The sequence below is a fragment of the Pedobacter africanus genome, from assembly GCF_900176535.1.
Classification (GTDB): domain Bacteria; phylum Bacteroidota; class Bacteroidia; order Sphingobacteriales; family Sphingobacteriaceae; genus Pedobacter; species Pedobacter africanus.
The window spans coordinates 3,227,011-3,245,658 of record NZ_FWXT01000001.1 but is presented as its reverse complement, the minus strand read 5'-3'; the positions used below and the strand labels follow the sequence as shown (position 1 = coordinate 3,245,658).

Here is an 18,648-nt window from a genome sequence, read left to right as displayed (position 1 = left end):
TATACACAAAAAATGTCTTATTATTGATTACCCAATGGCTATTTAATTTACAATGAGATCATTTTTTAACCTCTCTATGCTCCTAATGTGTAGTTTACTAAGCCTGGGTCAGGAACATCCCAGATCTACGCAATATATTTTCAACAGTTATCTCATTAATCCAGCTATTTCGGGCATAGACAATTATACGGATGTGAAACTGGGTTATAGGAACCAATGGAAAGGCCTGGAGGGAGCACCGGTTACACAGTACATTTCCATCCATGCACCCATAGGACAGAATTTTGTAAGAAGTTCCGTAAACTCGTTTTCAGGGGCCGGGTATAACCCTTTAAGCCGCAGCTACGTAAACGCTTACACTTCTGCCGAACCGCATCACGGGATTGGTTTTTACGCCATCACGGATAAGGCAGCCAGGATCAGGCAAACGAATATCAATGCAACCTATGCCTATCATTTGGGTTTAAGCTATGACCTTAACCTATCGGTCGGGGTTTCAGCAGGGATAGCTTCTACCAGCATAGATGTAGCCAATGTAACAGTAGACAACACTGCCGACCCGCTTTTGACTGCCGACTATAACAATAAGATAAGACCGGATGTTGGTGGCGGGGTATGGCTGTACAGTCCACGCTTTTTTGCAGGTGCCTCTGCCAAACAAATACTGGGTTACCGCTCTAAAACACCTAATCGTCAGACAAATTTACCTGCCTATCAAACCACAGTATTTTATGGAACAGCTGGCTATAAGTTTTTTGTTGATGAGGATATCGCCTTCATTCCCTCCACCTTACTAACTTATTGGTTAAGCGCACCAGCTACCATAGACGCCAACCTAAAAATAGCTTACCAGGATAAATTTTGGATTGGCGGGAGCTTAAGGAATAATGATTCTTTCTCTGCATTGGCGGGCTTTAATGTAGCGTCATTAATCAATATTTGCTACTCTTATGATTTTACTACCTCTCAATTAAGATCAGTTAACAACGGTACGCATGAAATTGTATTGGGCATTCTGCTCAACAACCGCTACGACGTTAAATGTTCTACACGCCAGTTTTGATTGCCTGTATAGCTGATTAGCGTAGGAGGGTAATACTCCCACCTATAGGTTTGCAATCGGCCCTCAGGTCTATCTTGTAATAGTATGCCCCCGCAGGAAGTTCCTTACCCCTGAAACGTCCATCAAAAGGTTTGTCGTACCTTCCTATTGATTCATATACCAATTGTCCGCTGCGGGTATAAACTTTAATGTTAATATCGGCATGATCTGGCAGGCCGGTTACCATCCAATAATCATTCATCCCGTCGCCGTTAGGGGTCATGGTGTTCTTGATCTCCAGGTTATCATTGGTTACCTCGATATGCACTGAAGTAAAATTACTGTAACAAGTCCCCAGCTTTCTCCTGATCTTATAGTCGCCCGTTTTGCTGACTTTGAAAATAAATTTCCCGTTGCTGGTTTCCATAAGTGGCCTTGCATCATTTTCATCGAGGTACATCTGATAAGTACCTTCTTCTGGAGCCAGAACCGGCAGCATGATCTCCGTTGCATAACAAACCCGCATATCATTGACAGTTGGTGTAACAAGTCTGATAACGGGAGCTGCTATGGTAAAGGTCTTGCTCACATCCATACCACAGGTGGTTTGGTCGGTTACTTCCAGGTAATAATCTCCAGCGCCAATGTTAACCAGATCACGGCTGGTACCAACAATGTTTCCATCCCTATCCTTCCAGGCATATCTATATACGGCATCTGCTCCTGAACCACTTAAAGGTAAGCCTCCGGCAATTTTTACTCCCGTTATGCTGCCTCTGCCCAAAGCACACAGGTCGTCTGTAACAACACCTATGGTCTTATCCACAATCAGCAGAGGGATCCTTTTGATTTCGTAAGGCCCAAGTGGGTCTGATGTACAGCCATTGGGATCCGTTATTTTTAAGGTGTAAGTTCCTTCCGGGAGGTTCTGAGTCAGCTCAGCAGTACCATTGTATTGCTGTCCGGCAGCATTTTCCCATTGATATTTTCCGGGCATAGGCTTAATGTTATTTGGATATACCAACCGGATCATACCATTATCTGTACCACAAGAGGCATCGAAAATTGATGAAACCTGTGCAATGTACTGCAGGATAGGTGTTGCAGTTATGGTATATGTTTTTGGCACAGCAGTACAAAGCGTCTGAACATTGCTGGCATTAAGGGTATAATTCCCCGGGGGAAGACCTGTAATATTAAAGGCCATGCCAGGCTGGCAAGTACCACTCTCTTCAAACGTACCGCCAATTGCCGTGAGTTTATAGTTTGTTCCCTGTGTGATGACGATGCCATTGATGGCCCCGTTATTGTTGTTACAGGTGGTGCTCGCCACAATGCCCCCATTTATGATTACAGAATTCGTGATCGGAATTGTAATAAATGGGCTCCTAACCGCAGGACACGGCCCCTGATCTTTAACCTCCAGTACATATATACCACCTGCTACGTCAATAAGATCGAGGCCCTGCCCCACTTCCGGCCCTTGTACCAGGCTGCCTGTCTGAGGATCAGTATTCATCACATACCATTTGTAAGTTAAAGTTCCGGTCTGATCGGTAATAAGTATGTTTCTGATCGCTCCATTTGCAGCACCGCAGGCAGCAGGGCTAATCAAGCGGGATACCATATTGATAACAGGTGATGGCAAGCGTCTGATCTGCATTGGAGGGGACTCCATATGACAACCAGCCTGATCCGTTACTTTCAGCTTATAGGTCCCTTCAGGCATAAACACATTTTTTCCGGTACGGACAGTCTGCCCTGTAATCGCGTCAATCCATTCATAAGTGATCGTACCTTCTCCCCTGTCCACATTTCCTGAAAAAGCAAAACTTGTTTGTCCGCATGCCGGTGTAGGCCAGCTTACCTGCAAGTTGGTCAACTTCTGATCTTTAATTTCGAACAAAGGAAGGTGTTGTACCTCCCTGCAACCATCATTGGTTATAAGCTCATAAGTTCCTTCTTCCAGATTTTCAATCTTTTGTGCATTGCTTAAAAACTGACGCGTACTATTTGGCAGCACTTTATTCCAGGTAAATGTGATGCCTTCCCGAGGTTCAGGAACGTCTATAGATCCCAGCCCATTATTTTGACAAGTTACATTTTTCTTTATGATTTCATTATCGAATACTTCCGGTATAGAAAAAGGAGAAGTAGTAAGGTTCAGCAATGACGCCGTAGCTGTAACTTTTCCATTTATTGCGCCATTATAAGTCCAGCGCCCATCGCCCTGGGCCCTGACAGTTGCGAAATAGGTTCTCCCTTCACATTTACCCTGGCAATTCTCCGTATAAAAAAGCTCCACATCCGCATTAGGCGTTGCCTTTCCCGAAAGGAAATCAGTTCTGATGACCAATACCTGAACATAGGGTTGGGCGATCAGCAGTGTTTTGTTGATGCTCACATCCCTGTTACAATACATACTGTTACGGGTTATGGTGACCGGCCTTGCTGAAACAGATTCAATGCCATTGTTATTGTACGCAATTCTATTAGCACTTTCAGGCGTATCACCACCTATCTTGCCTACAGCGTTCTGTTCTATCTTGACCCCCGTGCCGTTCCTAAACGGCTCTGTGCCCTGTGCCCCTGTACCAATAATGTTCCCTGCCAGTACAAAATCAGCGTTTGCTATAGAAACCCCTACATTTCTGTGACCAGATATCACATTGTTCCTTACATACAGATTGGTATTAACTGCATTTACTTTTACACCCGATATTTCGATAGCCGATGAAGTATTATACAATTGTAAATTACTGAAATCATCAGTTGCGGTACGATTGGTTCCGATCTTATTGCCGATCACATTGATGTTAAATCTGTTGTTTGTAGAATAGCTATTCCTTGTAATGTTAACATTGATCTGATTTGCCGCAATCAGATTGCCTTCGTCAGCATTATCGCCACCGATACTCAGTGAACAATCGTATAGTGCAGCAGAAATACCATTGACGTTGGTTTTCGCGGTATTCCCGTCGTAAGTTACCCCTATAAAATTAGACCGTATACTAATTTCCGTTAGAGGTGTAGGCGTGGTATAATAATAAGGATTCTGTATGGCTATACCATTGATATTGCCTCCAATAACATTCCCTTTTCCCGGTGCCCCGATTTTGATGTTGTTAGCCCTTGAATTGATGACAATACCCGAACCCTGACTCATATTCACCGTTTGCAAATTATTGATCTTTGCAAAATCCTTAATGTAAAGACCGTAAATTTCTACATCACTCACCTGAGAATTCATGGTATTGAGGTCACCTATGGCAAAACAGTTAAAAACGACATTCGCATCTTCAGGTTCAATGATCACCTTTGCGTCAGAGACTCCAAGCTTTGGCCAATTTTGTGAACTTCCATCAATAATTACATTAGATGGAATAAAAGGTAACGCAGTTTTTAATCTGATCGTACGAACTGCGTCTGAGCTTGGTGTGCCAGGCAGATTGAAATTGATGATATATGGAACTGTCCTTACCACGGGGATATCCATCAGCGCCTGCCGCAACGATCCAACTCCCTGATCATTGGTATTGGTAACCACAACAGTCTGTGAAAAACCAGCCAGACAGCTGATCATCAGGCAGATTAAAGCGACATATCTAGAGTAGCGCATAGTTAAAAATGAAGGCTAATTTAAATTTAATGTAATTATAGCACAATTATTTTAACAAAACACGGGAAATCATTTACAAATCAGAAGCCCCTTATAGATTCCGGTTTCCCGGAATCTATAAGGGGCTCTGCTGAGAATTAATGTTTGTTTATTTTTTGGTAACCTTAAATTCAGTTCTTCTATTTAACGCCCTTCCTGCCGGATTATCTTTTCCGTTCGGAAGTTCATTTGGTGCAACGGGCCTGGTTTCGCCATAGCCTTTGCTGGTCATCCTTGATAAGGGGATCCCCTTTCCGACCAGGTAATCCACACAAGACTTAGCCCTCCGGTTAGACAGGTCGAGGTTATAAGCATCTTTACCTTTGCTATCTGTATGTGCACTTAATTCGATTTCAATCGTCGGATTGTCTATCATAATCGTATACAGGTAGTCCAATTTCCCTTTTGAATCTTCTGTCAGCTCAGCCTTGTTAAATTCGTACAAAACATCCTTCAATACAATTGGTTTATCTATTTCATAAGGGATCAGGCACAATTCAGGACTAAACAAGGTATCTCTCTGCGCCATTTGCTCATAGGTAAAGGCAATATTTTTACTGAAATATTTTTCTTTCTCGGCAGTCAGCTTAAAACCGCGATTGGAATTTACCTGGAAAAGGTATTTTCCCATTTCATCGGTAGTCACCTTAAACTGCTGCGTGGAATCGCTTAACGTTATGGTCGCATCTTTTAATGGTTTCATCGTATTGCAGTCCAACAGCGTTCCCTTGATAAAAAGCACTTCCCTTTTAACATAAAAAATCTCGAGGCAGCAAAGCGATTCCCTGTCAGAGCTGATATACCCTTCTGAATCTGTACTGTTGTTTGGGGTAAAATAAAGATCATCTTTGGAAGAATTGAAAGGGTAACCAAGGTTCCTGGCTTCAGACCATTTTGTAAAATCTCCTTCACTTTCAAAAAAGTCAAATCCACCCATTCCTACCCTGCCATTACTGCTGTACAGCAATTTTTTTGTTGCGTTGTTGTAATATGGGGCCTGTTCATCCTCAGAGGTATTGATCACGTTACCCATATTGACAGCCACCCCAAGTGAGCCATCGGCGCGGATCGCAGCATACCACAGGTCGTATTTCCCAGCACCTCCCGGACGATCGGACGAAAAAATCAGATATTTCCCATCGGAAGTAACAAAGGGCTGCATGGAATTAAATCCCTTAACATTGACCTGGTTACCTAACTCTATGGGTTCCGACCAGTCCTTTCCTATCCCCGGAGTAGCATTGAGCTGGTATATTTTTTTATTTCCTGTGGTTGTCCAGCTGGTTACGTAGGCAACCTTTCCATTAGGGTGAAATGCCGGTGCAGCAGACTCTCTGTCCTTACCATCAACAGCTGTTTTTTTTATGGAAATGTTACCACCCATCGGATTGCCGGAGGCCACATAAACTGCATTTAAAAACGGGGTCTCTTTTTTGGCCACCTTGGCATTTTTATCGGTCAGGATTTCTTTTTTTCCCCCGGTACCTACAGGTCTGGAGGAAGTGAAGTAAAAATTGCCGCCCCTTACTGTAGGTGTGTAATTAGAGCCTTTATCATTAATGTTATTCTGAAGCCTGCTCAGTTTAAACAGCCTTGGATAGCGCAGTTCATGAAGCGCAAACTTACAGGACGCAATTTCGGTTTTTGCTTTGGCGGTATAGCTATCTTTTACTTTGTATTTATCCAGAAATTCATTAAACATGCCAATGGCCTCGTCAAATTTCTGGTTGGAACGCATAGTCTCGGCATACCAGAAGGTGCTGAGTATGTACTTCGGATTCGTGAAATCCTTAGCCACCGCATACCATTTTTCCGCATCTATAGTATTTTTATAAAGTCTTAAAGATTCGGCAAGCTGAAAAGTACAATATTCAAAATCTTCTCTTTTCGGACTTTCTTCCTTTATCTTACTTTCAAAACCATAGGGAACTACAAAACCAACACTGTCGGCCGAGATCTGCAACGCTTTTTTATAATACTCGGCCGCCGCATAATATTCCTTATTTTGGAAATATACATCTGCCACTCTCTTGCTGTTGGTCACAAATTGTGCATGGGTGGCAGAGGCAAGTAAGCATAAGATCAGTAGTATCTTTGTTTTCATCAGTATACGTATTTCAGGTTCTATGTTAATTTTCATTGTTATAGGCGCGGACAAAAGAAATTAGGCCCCAGAACACCTTTTCTACCGGTAAATGATATCGAAAGTTCCAATCCTCCCTTACTTCCAGTGGCCCGGTTTAAGTTGGAAGTATTGAAATCATAACTCAATCCAAAAACCATATTTCTCAGGTGTAATCCGAAAAAAGCAATTGCCGAATCGTCTACCCGGTAATTCGATCCAAAAAGCAGGTCAGATTCTGAATTGAGCATAAACTGGGCATATGCACCTGCAGAAATTTCTCTCGCTGTCCCCTGTTTCATATATAAACCGTTTGGCGTAATGTCAAATACTTCTGAAACCTTGATCCGCGCACCTCCATGGGCGGCATACCTGATCGGCATTCGTACGCTATTGCCTAAAAATTTATCGACAGGTCGGGTTAAATGCGCGGCCATTACTCCGGCAAATGCATTTACACCTTTATCGGGGTTACCGTCAAAAAACATAGCCCCGAAGTTAACATCCGGAACCAGGGTATTGGATGAAGCAAATGATTCGCTGATCCCGAAGCTTGGGTCATAACCTGTAACAGGGTTAAACTGACTACCGAGGGTAATTTTAGAAGGGTCAAAACTTTTGTTCAGAATACCTGCCTGCAAACCAAAGTTGATCATGCTCAATCCCTCCTTTCCAAAATGAATACGATAAGCTCCGGAAACCAAAGCGCTCAGGTGATTGTAACTGATGTCTCCTGCATTTTGGTTGAGTACCATAGCGCCAAAAGCAAGATTTTTTACCGGTGCCATATCAAAAGATGCACCACCTGTTAGGAATGAATTGGAAATAGATCCCCACTGTTGCTTCGCATTTAACGATACCCTGTACTCGCCATCGGTTACCCCGGTTAAGGCCGGGTTTAACCATAGCGGATGCGCATAATACTGAGAGAAGTGAGGATCTATTTGCGCGATCCCCTCTAAAGCACCCAGACTTAAAAATGCAGCAACCGCTATTGTTCTTATTAGTTTCTTCATAACAAATTTGTTTTTTCAGTAGTATATCTTTTTAATCTCGCCTTCAAGCTGCCTTCGGCGGTTTCATCAGTATGTATTTGTTTATCAGGTACATTTATCGTAACAGGGTTATAGTTCCTTTTTTCGTGGTTTTGGTACCATCATTAAATTCAGCTTCCAGATAGTAAACATATACTCCGTTAGGCTGCATATCCCCCTTATGCGTTCCATCCCATCCGTTCTGAATGTTCAGGGATTCATAAAGGAATTGTCCCCATTGATTGTATACACGCAACCTCATTTTGGCAATTGTGTTGCCATATACGTACAGAATATCGTTTTTACCATCATTATTTGGTGTGAAAGTATTTGGAACAAATATGGTATTGCCCAATGGGTTATCGGCTGTTCCATCTATACTGCCGGCGTCGCTTAACTGACAGTCCAGCTGCCCCTTGGCCCTCACCCTAATATTTACTTTCTGATTTGGCTGCAGGCCGTTTACAACATGGCTGATTCCTGCAGCACCAGAACTAGGTGCAATCCATGTAAGTCCGCCGTCAACAGAAACCTCATAAGCAGTAGCCCCAGGAACAGCGTTCCAAACAAATGTCACACTTGTTGCTGTAACACCCTGAACAGATACTACCGGCGCTGCAAGCTTGGTCAGTACTGTTACAGTTACAGCAGTACGTGTGGTGCTCACGCAGCCAGTTAACAGATTTATACTGGCCACATAGTAGACGGTAGTAGTGTTTAGCGCAGGAACATTGAATATGTTTCCTTCTGCCAGCGCTGTGCCGCCTGTTTGAACGTCATACCACGCATATTTAAGAGAGGCATTCGGATTATTTACCGATAATACCGTTCTGCTTCCAGGACATAAAGGATCACTCGCACCTGATACAGATACCGGAGGAACAGGAAGATCTCCGGCATTTACCACAACCGGAGTACGTGATGTACTGGTGCAGTTGCCCGACCTTGCTTCTACATAGAACGTTGCGGTAGTAGTACTGATCTGAGGTGTTGTAAAGTTTGCACCTGACCCCAGTATAGCGGTACTTGTAGCTGTCGCATACCAGTTATAAGTAACACCTGCTACAGGATTAGCTACGCTTAGCGCCGCAGTACTTCCAATACAGGTATTTACAGTCCCTGACACTACCGATGGCGGTAAAGGTTTAGGGGTTACCGTAACGGTTACTTTTACCCTGCCTGTTGCACTTCCGCAGCCAGAGGCACTGGTTGCCTGAACATAGTAATCTTTTGTTGCACTCAGTGCATTAATGGTAAATGTTGTACCCGTATTTACCAGCGTTCCGCCTGTTGCGGCATCATACCATTCGTAGTTCACACCTACTTGCGGATTTTGAACACTCAGCACCGTACCGTCACCAGAGCAGATTGCCGTGCCGGCAGTTCCTATAATTGGTACATTTGGCAGCAGATTAACTGTTATGGTAACAATTTTAGCTGATCCCGGAAGGTTGGCACAAACGCCCGTTCCGCTTACAGTTACATAGTACCTGGTGGTAGCAGCTAAACCTGCAGCTGTAACATTTGCACCTGTAAAGGCTACATCTGTTAGCGCCGCATCACGGTACCAGGTGAATACCGGGCTTGCTACTGTAGTACTGCTTGCAGTCAGTGCAGCCGAATTTCCGGCACAAATACTCTGATCGGCGGCAATAATATCAGTAACCACTGCATTACGTGTTACCGTTACTGTGACTACTTTAGCTGAAAGTACATCATTCGCACAGGCATTGCTTCCGCTTACAGTTACATAATATTTGGTAGTCAGTGTTAATGCCGGAGTTGTAAAGTTAGGGCCTTCAAAAGCCAGGTCGGTCAATGAGGCATCACGGTACCATTTGAATACCGGGTTGCTTACCGTTGTGCTGCTTGCACTCAGTACGGTTGTATTACCTGCACAAATGGTTTTATCAGCTAAGGTAATATCGGCGGCTGTTGCATTTCGGTTTACAGTCACAGTTACCACTTTAGCAGATAAAGCATCATTGGCACAAACATCCGCCGAGCTTACAGTAACATAGTATTTTGTGGTCACCGTTAAAGCAGGAGTAGTCAGTGAACTTCCTCTTACCGCAAGGTCTGTAAGATTAGCATCACGGTACCAGCTAAATACAGGGTTGGTTATTGTTGTCGTTGAAGCTGTCAGGGTTACTGCGGTGCCTGAACAGGTTGTTCTGTCGGCGGCTGTAATATCCGCAGCGGTAGCATTTCTGTTTACAATTACTGTAACCACTTTGGCCGCAGCAGCACCGTTGGCGCAGGCATTGCTTCCGCTCACGGTTACATAATATTTTGTTGTGGCAGTTAATGCATCAGTAGTAAAACTGGCACCTACAAACGGAGCATCGCTTAAGTCTGCAGTTTTATACCAGCGGAACACCGGACTCGAAACTGTAGTACTTGAAGCAGCCAGCATAGCTGTTGTTCCTGAGCAAATAGTCTTGTCGGACGCAGTGATATCTGCAGCTGTAGCATTCCGGTTCACTGTAACCGTAACTACTTTAGCCGAAGACGCGTCATTGGTACAAGTACCCGGACCACTCACAGTCACATAATATTTGGTAGTGGCGGTCAAGGCATCAGTTACAAAGGTTGCCCCTACAAATGGTACATCCGTTAATGTCGGTGTTTTATACCAGCTGAACACTGGTGCACTTACCGTTGTGCTTGACGCAGTTAAAGTAGCAGCAGATCCTGAACAGATCGTTTGATCAGCAGCAGTGATATCACTGGCAACTGCGTTTGATTTAATCGTAATTGTAATTTTTGTTCTCCCTGTATTGGTACAGCTGTTGTTATTTACAGCTTCAACATAGTAATCGTAAATGCCCACAGCCAGATTTGCAGAAGTGGTATAGCTTGTATTATTGGCTACCAGCAGATTCCCACCCGTAGCAGCATCATACCAGTTATAGGTAATACCCGTTACAGCAGCAACTTTTAAAGTCACCGGTGTATTGATGCAGGTTGTTGCAGGATTAGCCGGATCAGGAACCGGTGGAACAGGCAATGGCAATATGGTTACCAATACTTTTACCCGTCTGCTTTCGCATCCGTTCCTGGCAGCTGTTACGAAGAACTCGTAAGTACCGGCAGCCAGAGAGCCTGGTGTTGTAAATGTTACCCCGTCGGCCTGAAATACTGTCCCTTGGTACCATTTATAAGTTACGTTAGCTTGTGGATTGGTTACAGACAAGGTAGCAGATGAGCCCTGACATGCTGTAGCAGTTTGTGCCTGAACAGTTGGCGCTACAATTACACGTTGTGCATAATTTACATCTATAGAAGTAAATGCCCCCAGCAGCCCTGAATTCAATTTCACTTCTACGGCATCAAACTTACTTGTTGGCACAAAGCTCAGCAGGGCCTGCGATCCTCCGTTCAGCAGTTCGAGTTTGATCAGTGAGCTATTGATGGTTGTGGCGTCATTATTACTTACACCATTGTTATAAGTAGTGATATCAAGAGATGGTAAAACTGCGAGTGAGAGTATCTTACCCGGCGACGAAAGCAGCACACGAACAGTATCTCCGATATTGGAAACACCTGTGAAAGCCAGGCGCTGATAAACTGAACCCAATATCCCTACAGGAATCACCAGTGAGGACGCGGTAGATGCATCCTGATCGACAGCCAGTCCCGGGTTATATACATCTGCAAGAATTCCGATTCCGTTAACACCATGCGTTTCAGCAACGGCCGCTTCACAAGGCACAGGAAGAGGGGTACCATCAGGTATGGCGGTTACCACAACCGATGCCCTTGCCAGTGTAGTACAGCCTGATGGGGCCACACCTTCCACATAATAGGTTACATTTCCTGGGGTCGTTAGTGCCGGTGCAGTAAAGCTTGGCCCTGTATGCAGCAGGTTGCCCCCTACCGGAGCATCATACCAGGTAAATACAACGCCTGCAGTACTGGAACTTGCGGTTAAAACTGCCGCTACACCTACCCTTACAGTAACCGAAGGCGGAGTGATAATAGGGGCATCGAGCGCTCCAACATTAATGGTTGCTATGGCTGCAGCAGAAGATACGCCGCAGCTGTTTACAGCCTTTACCGAATAGGTGGTCGTTGCCCCTACTGAAGTGATCGTCAGCGACGTGCCATCCTTACCGGTAAGGTAAGTATTGCTGCTGTCAAACCACTGATAAGTTATACCTGCAACCGGGTTGTTTATACGTAAAATGACATCACTTCCAACACAGGTATTTACCGTTGGAGACTGCAGTTCAGGAACCGCAGGAACTGGTGTTACACTTACATTGATTAAGGTTTTATAGCTTAGGCAGCCTGAAGCATTGCTGGCTGCAACGTAATATTTTGTATTGGCAGTTAAGGCAGGGGTTACGAACGAAGTACCATCTTTACCTGAAAGGTAGGCGCCTGTTGCATCATACCATTTATAGGTTAGACCTGCCTGCGGATTAGCCACCTGTAAAGTAGCGGTCTGGGTAGCACACGCCGTTACATCTGCGGAGATGACTTTTGGCGCCACCAGCACACGTTGCGCATAATTCAGGTCTACAGTTGTCAATACTCCTGCAAGACCTGCATTCAGACGGATCTCAACTTTATCAAAAGCCTGCGCAGGAACAAAAGAAAGGAGCGCTTCCGAATTTCCGCTTAACAGTTCAAGCTTAATCAGTGGATTGCCCAGATTTAAAGCATCATTGTTGCTGGTGTTTCCATTATAGGTCGTTAGGGTAATGCCTGATAGCAGACCTACCGATAACAATTTACCAGGGGCTGTTAACTGAATCCTTACTGTATCCCCAATAGTTGAAAGGCCGTTGAAGCCTACCCTCTGATACACCGATCCGCCCAGCAGACCTACCGGCAATACCAATGACGAACTTGTTTTCGTATCATTATCGATGGCCAATGCCGGATTAAACACTCCAGCCAGCAATCCGATTCCATCAACACCATTCGTTTCTGTAATGGCTGCCTCACACGGTACAGGGTTAGGCACACCACCGTTGTCAACATTAATAGTTACTTGTACGCGGCTGGCTGATGCACAACCGGTGGTCGTAGAGACGGCCTCCAGGTAATAAGTAGTTGCAACCATAAGTGGAGGGGTTACATAAGTAGGCCCCGTGGCCACCGGTGTAGTTGCGTTTGCAGTGTTATACCAATTAAAAATAACATTGGCTTCTGTAGATGAAGCATTAAGGATAGCTGTTTGTCCTGGATTAACAGTTGTTGACGAAGCCTGCAACTGCGGCAATACCGGACGAGGGTTTACCGTTACAGCAGCTATAGCCCGGCTGGCACTGGTACAGCTTCCATTCGCAGCCTCAACAAAATAAGTTGTATTTGCATTCAGTGCCGGAGTGGTAAATACCGGCCCCTCAAAAATGGATGTACCGCCGGTTGATGCGGTATACCATTTGTAGGCTGTTCCCGGTAAAGGATTGCTTACGGCTAAAACTGCCGGCGATCCTGCACATACTGCGGATGACGCAGCCAGTACAGGAACACCAGGAGCTGTAGTTACTGTAACAGTAACTGGTACACGTTGTACATTGGCACAAGTGCCTTTGCTAACCTCTATGTAGTAAGTTGTTGTAGCAGTTAATGGACCTGGTGTGGTAAATGTTTCGCCTGTTGCCAATGCAGTACCACCATTTGGAGTTGCATACCATTTTAAAGTAGTGCCTCCATTTGCAGTTGCAGTTAATGTAGTACCACTTCCCGCACAGATAAGTGTTCCTGTGGCAGCCACAGTTGGATTAGGATATATGATCTCTGCTCCGTAAATGCTTAGGTTACTTAATGCTGCAACCAATGCGCCAAAGCGGATTTCAACACGGTCATAAATTCCACCTGCTGCTAAAGTTGCCTTGAAGCGGTTACCACTTAACAGTTTAAGATCCAGAACAGATGAATTTAACGGATAGGTACCTATCACAGTATTTCCGTTCATTACCGTTACCGTAATATTACCTAGTAAGCTTAAGTCTGCAAGGCCAACCGGTGTTGCCAGATCCAGCCTGATGCTGTCTGTTGCAGCACCCGGACCAGCAAATATCAGGCGTTGATATCCTGTAGAACCTACACCTACAGCCAGGTTAATTTTGGTAAAGTTATTCGGATCAGCGTCGACTGAATTGCCGGGATCCTGAACAGAGCAAAGCAGGCAAATGCCGTCTATACCCGACTGCTGACTTACCGCAGCATTACAGTTTGGATTGGCCGGGCCATTGGTTACCGTTACAGTAACTGCAGCTCTTGTTGGGCTTACGCAGCCGGATGCGTTCTCTGTTTCTACATAATAGGTAGTAGTGGCATTTAATGCCGGGGTGGTATAACTTGTTCCGCTAAAGAACGAAGCGCCGCCTGTTGGAGCGGTATACCATTTTACGGTATTGCCTGCATCGGCACTCACCAACAATGTAGCGGTCTGGCCAGCAGTGATGGTTTCATTGGCAGTAATCACCGTAGCCGCGTTAGGGCTGGCATTTACCGTAACATTAACCGGGGTCCTGTTACTTACCGCAGTTCCCGATACAGCTTCAGCATAATAGGTTGTACTGGCGTTAAGTGCAGTGGTAGTATAGGTGGTCCCTGTAAATATAGCGGTGCTACCTGTTGCTGCATACCAGTTATACGTAACACCCGCCTGAGCATTTGATACCGACAAAGTAGCTGCCGTTCCACTGCAGATCACAACGGCATTCACAACCGGTGCAGCAACATTCACTACAATGGTATAATCAGTAGAAGTCGTTAAACCATTGCTATCAGATGCAGTCATGGTTACCGTAAATGTCCCCCCCGATAACGGAGTACCTTTAATTTCACGTGTTGCAGGAGTAAAAGTTAAACCCGGAGGCAAACCTGCAATTGCATAAGTATAAGGGGCGGTTCCGCCGATTACTGCAGGCAACGTTTGTGCAGGGTATGCTGTACCCACCAACCCATTTGGCAATGTAGCCGATGGAAGATTGAGTTCTCCGTTTACTTTAATGACATAGATCTGGTTGGCAGTAGCATTGTTTGCATCTGTTACCTTAACACCAACATTATATGACCCCGATTGGGTGGGCGTGCCCGCAATCTGGCGTGTGGCCGGATTAAAGCTTAAACCCGGAGGTAGGTTTGTTGCCTCGTAAACATAAGGTCCTGTACCTCCTGTTGCAGCTGGGATGGTTTCTGTCGCATAAATTGTTCCTACTGTTCCGTCGGCCAACGTTTTTGCAGCGAGTACCAGTGGGTTTCCAACCACGATGGTGTAATTGGTAGTGATCTTATTTCCTTCTGTATCATTAACCTGTACCGGAACTGTAAATGTACCAGCCTGTGTAGGTGTACCTTTAATCTCCCTTGTTGCCGGATCGAAGGTCAATCCCGGAGGAAGTCCGCTTGCCGAATAGGTATAAGAACCGCTTCCACCGGTAGCAACAGGAATAATCTGGGTTGGATATAACATATTTACAGTACCATTAGCCAAGGTAGCAGCAGGTAGCAGCAGTGGATCTCTCACCACAATAGTATAATCCCTGGTGATACTGTTACCGTTGAGGTCCGTTGCTGTAACGTGCACCGGGTAAGTGCCTTTTTGTGTAGGCGCACCTTTAATCTCCCTTGTTGCCGGATCGAAGGTAAGCCCCGGAGGAAGATTAGAAGCAGTATAAGTATATGGAGTAGTTCCCCCTGTAGCTGCGGGAATAACCTGTGTAGGATAAATTACACCTACTGTTCCGTTTGGCAGCGCCATTGCCGGAAGTGCCATTTCAGGGGTCACCTTTAAGGTATACGCCGTAGTAACCGAACAGCCTTTGCTGTCTGTAGCGGTTATTGAAAAATTAAAATCGCCTGCGGCTGCAGTCGGCGTACCGGCGATGGTGCCATCAGCCGATAAGGTCAGTCCGGCAGGCAAGTTGCTTCCGGCTGCAAGTGCATAGGTATATGCAGGGGTTCCGCCTGTTGCAGGCGTAATTTGTTTGGAATAAGCAGATGCTATCGTTGCATTGCTCAATGTTGTAGCTGCAAGTACGATCTGAGGATTTACAGTTACCTGTACCGGTACACGCTCTGCATTGGCACAGCTACCTTTACTTACTTCCAGGTAAAATGTAGTATTCCCTGTTAGTGGTGTAGTGGTGGTAAAAGTATTTCCGGTAGCCAACAAAGTACCACCTGTTGGTGCGGAATACCATTTTAATGATGTTCCTCCGTTTGGAGTGGCATTTAAAGTAGTATTGGTATTGTAGCATACAGCCAGTCCCCCCTGTGCAATGGTCGGGTTAGGGTAAATTACCTCTGCCCCATAAATTTCTACACTGCTTAATGCGGCTACTGTTCCACCAAAACGCACTTCTACACGATCATATGCAGCACCAGCAGGTAAAGTTGCCTTAAACCGGTTACCACTTAAAAGCCTTAAATTGATCAGCGCGTTGTTTAGCTGATAGGTTTTAACGATTGTATTTCCGTTCATTACATTCACTGTAATGCCACTTAAAACTGTAGCATCCAGTAAACCAGCCGGTATATTCATGTCCAGGCGGATACTATCTGTTGCCAATCCTGCACCAGGGAAGATCAAACGCTGATAACCTGTTGCACCTACCCCTACACCAAGGTTGATAGTAGAAAAAGTTGCGGGATCGTTATCTACCGCTCCAGTTGGATTGTTGACCGCACAAACCAGACATGCAAGTCCGTTTACGCCACTCTCCTGACTATTGGCGGCGTTACAGCTAACTCCTGTAGATACACCCGTTACCGTAATGGTAACTGCAACCCTGCTTGCACTTGGACAGCCACTTGCACTTTGTGTTCCTACATAATAAGTAGTACTGGCATTGATAGGACCTGTGGTATAGCTGGGGCCTGATGCAATGGGCGTACCCCCATTAGCAACAGTAAACCAACTAACCGTGCTTCCCACCGGCGCTACAGCTTCCAGGGTAACTGTTTGTCCGGCAATAATGGTAATACTGTTTGTCGAAACCTGCGCATCGGCCGGAATAGGATTAACAGTCACCGGAACTTCAACCCTACTTGCACTCACACATGGTCCGTTTACTGCTTCAACAAAATAAGATGTATTTGCGGTTAAAGGTGCGGCTGATGTAAAAATAGTACCAGTGCCAACGGCTGTTCCCCCCGCTGCAGCCGTATACCACTGGTAAGTTTGTCCTGCTACCGCATTTGTAACCGTTAAAACAGCCGGAGATCCCGCACAGATCTGCGGTGCGGAAACAACAGGAACCGTTGGCGTTGCAGTAACATTTACGACAGCCACATCTGCATCCGATTCACCAATACAGCCTGCTTTTTGGGCAGACACATAATAAGTATATTGTCCCTGTGGGATATTCGATTCAGAAAAGGAAGATCCTGTACCGCTGGCCAGCAATACACGTGGAGCGGCCCCTGTTTGCCGGTACCAGTTATAAGTAAAACCTGCATTTGGATTATTAACAGACAGCGAAACCTGGCTGCCACATACCGCCAGAGCCCCACCGGTTAAGCCTGCGAAAGAAGGCCTTTCCACCGTACGTTGCACTTCATGGATGTTTAATCCGCCTGATAAAATATTACCCCCTACAGCCAGGGTATTGTCTATGCTGATCTTAACACGATCAAATGGTGCTCCGGGTTTAAAGAAGACAGGCGTAACTGTAGTGTTTGCCAGTAAACCCAGCAGGTCCAACGTAAGTAAACTGCTGATGGGACTTGGCACGCCGACGGGTGAATTGCCATTATAGCCCTGTACTGTAACTGTATTAAAAAGATTTACATTCAGCACGCTTGCCGGTACCGACAAGACTACCTTCGCGTAGTCATCGGCAGTTGAAAGCCCGTTTAAATATATAGTCTGAGAAATGGTTGATCCAAGACCTACAACACCCGCCTGAAGCTGAGACGAAGTAGCCATATTATTGTCAATCGCATTTTGAGGTGTTTTAACCAGTTCGGTCAAAGTAACATTGACTCCTGTCGACTCTCCCGTAGTTGCATATATAGCAGGTGCACAATTCTCGGCAGCTACACTAAAAGTGTCATAAACCTTCATGCTCAGCGATGACCCTAAAGCAAGTCCAAGCAAATTACCCTGAAACCTTAATCTTATACGTATGGAGTTGTATCCAACGGTGGAGGTAACTGCAAAATAGTTATTACCTGCAGCGTCTTTTACTACAGCAGCACTTACATTCGCCGCATTCACAAGCGTCCCGCTATTTGCATCACCGGCCGCTGCACCTGAATATACATCTAACTTAACCAAATCCTTCTTTAGCAATCCTGTCAGGTCACCCACGATCTGTAGCAGGTCGAGATTAAGGCCACCACCGGTTGTTGGCGCATCAAACCTGATGTAGCTGGTTTTACCTGCTGCAACAGGACTGGGATACTTTACCTGTAACCAAGCCTCCCCCTCTGCCTTGATAAGGCCAAGGATGTTATTGTATTTGCAGGTTAACGTGGCAAAACTTGGTGTTCCGTCAGCGGCGTTGCCTGGATCAAGCACCTCACCGGCAGCCGACCCCGGATTGTTTTCCACAGTAGGGTTGCCAAGTACGGTATAATACGCAACAAGTCCGCTTGAAGGCGCTACTGTTGCATAGCTTCTTGCCTGCCCATACGATTTTGAATTTAAGATCGTTATAGATAGAAGGCCAATGAGAAGAAAGATGGATTTTTTAAACAATTCTAACGGTGTAGATGTCCTTTTCATAGGAGAGGGATTGAGATTATTAGATTTACTGCTACAATTTTAGTCATAGATTGCATCCCATTCTCCGTTCGAATTGTTCATTCAGGAACACCCTAC

Annotated in this window: 5 protein-coding genes; 1 reads left to right on the top strand and 4 read right to left on the bottom strand. The window is 45.3% G+C overall.

Going from position 1 to position 18,648, the window contains the following annotated elements; translation table 11 throughout:
* The first annotated feature begins 52 nt into the window (after positions 1 to 52).
* Complete coding sequence (locus B9A91_RS13555; RefSeq protein WP_084239358.1) at positions 53 to 1,063, top strand: PorP/SprF family type IX secretion system membrane protein; 1,011 nt, start codon at positions 53 to 55, stop codon at positions 1,061 to 1,063.
* Between the two features lie 16 nt (positions 1,064 to 1,079).
* Here the strand turns inward: B9A91_RS13555 and B9A91_RS13550 are convergent, their stop codons facing one another.
* The 4 genes from B9A91_RS13550 to B9A91_RS13535 form a co-directional block, all read right to left on the bottom strand.
* Complete coding sequence (locus tag B9A91_RS13550; RefSeq protein WP_084239357.1) at positions 1,080 to 4,661, bottom strand: T9SS type B sorting domain-containing protein; 3,582 nt, start codon at positions 4,659 to 4,661, stop codon at positions 1,080 to 1,082.
* Positions 4,662 to 4,809: 148 nt separating this feature from the next.
* Positions 4,810 to 6,840: an OmpA family protein gene (locus tag B9A91_RS13545; protein ID WP_084239356.1), complete on the bottom strand. Its 2,031-nt coding sequence runs from the start codon at positions 6,838 to 6,840 to the stop codon at positions 4,810 to 4,812.
* Positions 6,841 to 6,842: 2 nt separating this feature from the next.
* Positions 6,843 to 7,838: a PorP/SprF family type IX secretion system membrane protein gene (locus tag B9A91_RS13540; protein ID WP_084239355.1), complete on the bottom strand. Its 996-nt coding sequence runs from the start codon at positions 7,836 to 7,838 to the stop codon at positions 6,843 to 6,845.
* 94 nt (positions 7,839 to 7,932) lie between these two features.
* Entirely contained in the window at positions 7,933 to 18,552 is a 10,620-nt protein-coding gene (locus B9A91_RS13535; RefSeq protein ID WP_084239354.1) for an Ig-like domain-containing protein, read from the bottom strand.
* Positions 18,553 to 18,648 lie beyond the last annotated feature (96 nt).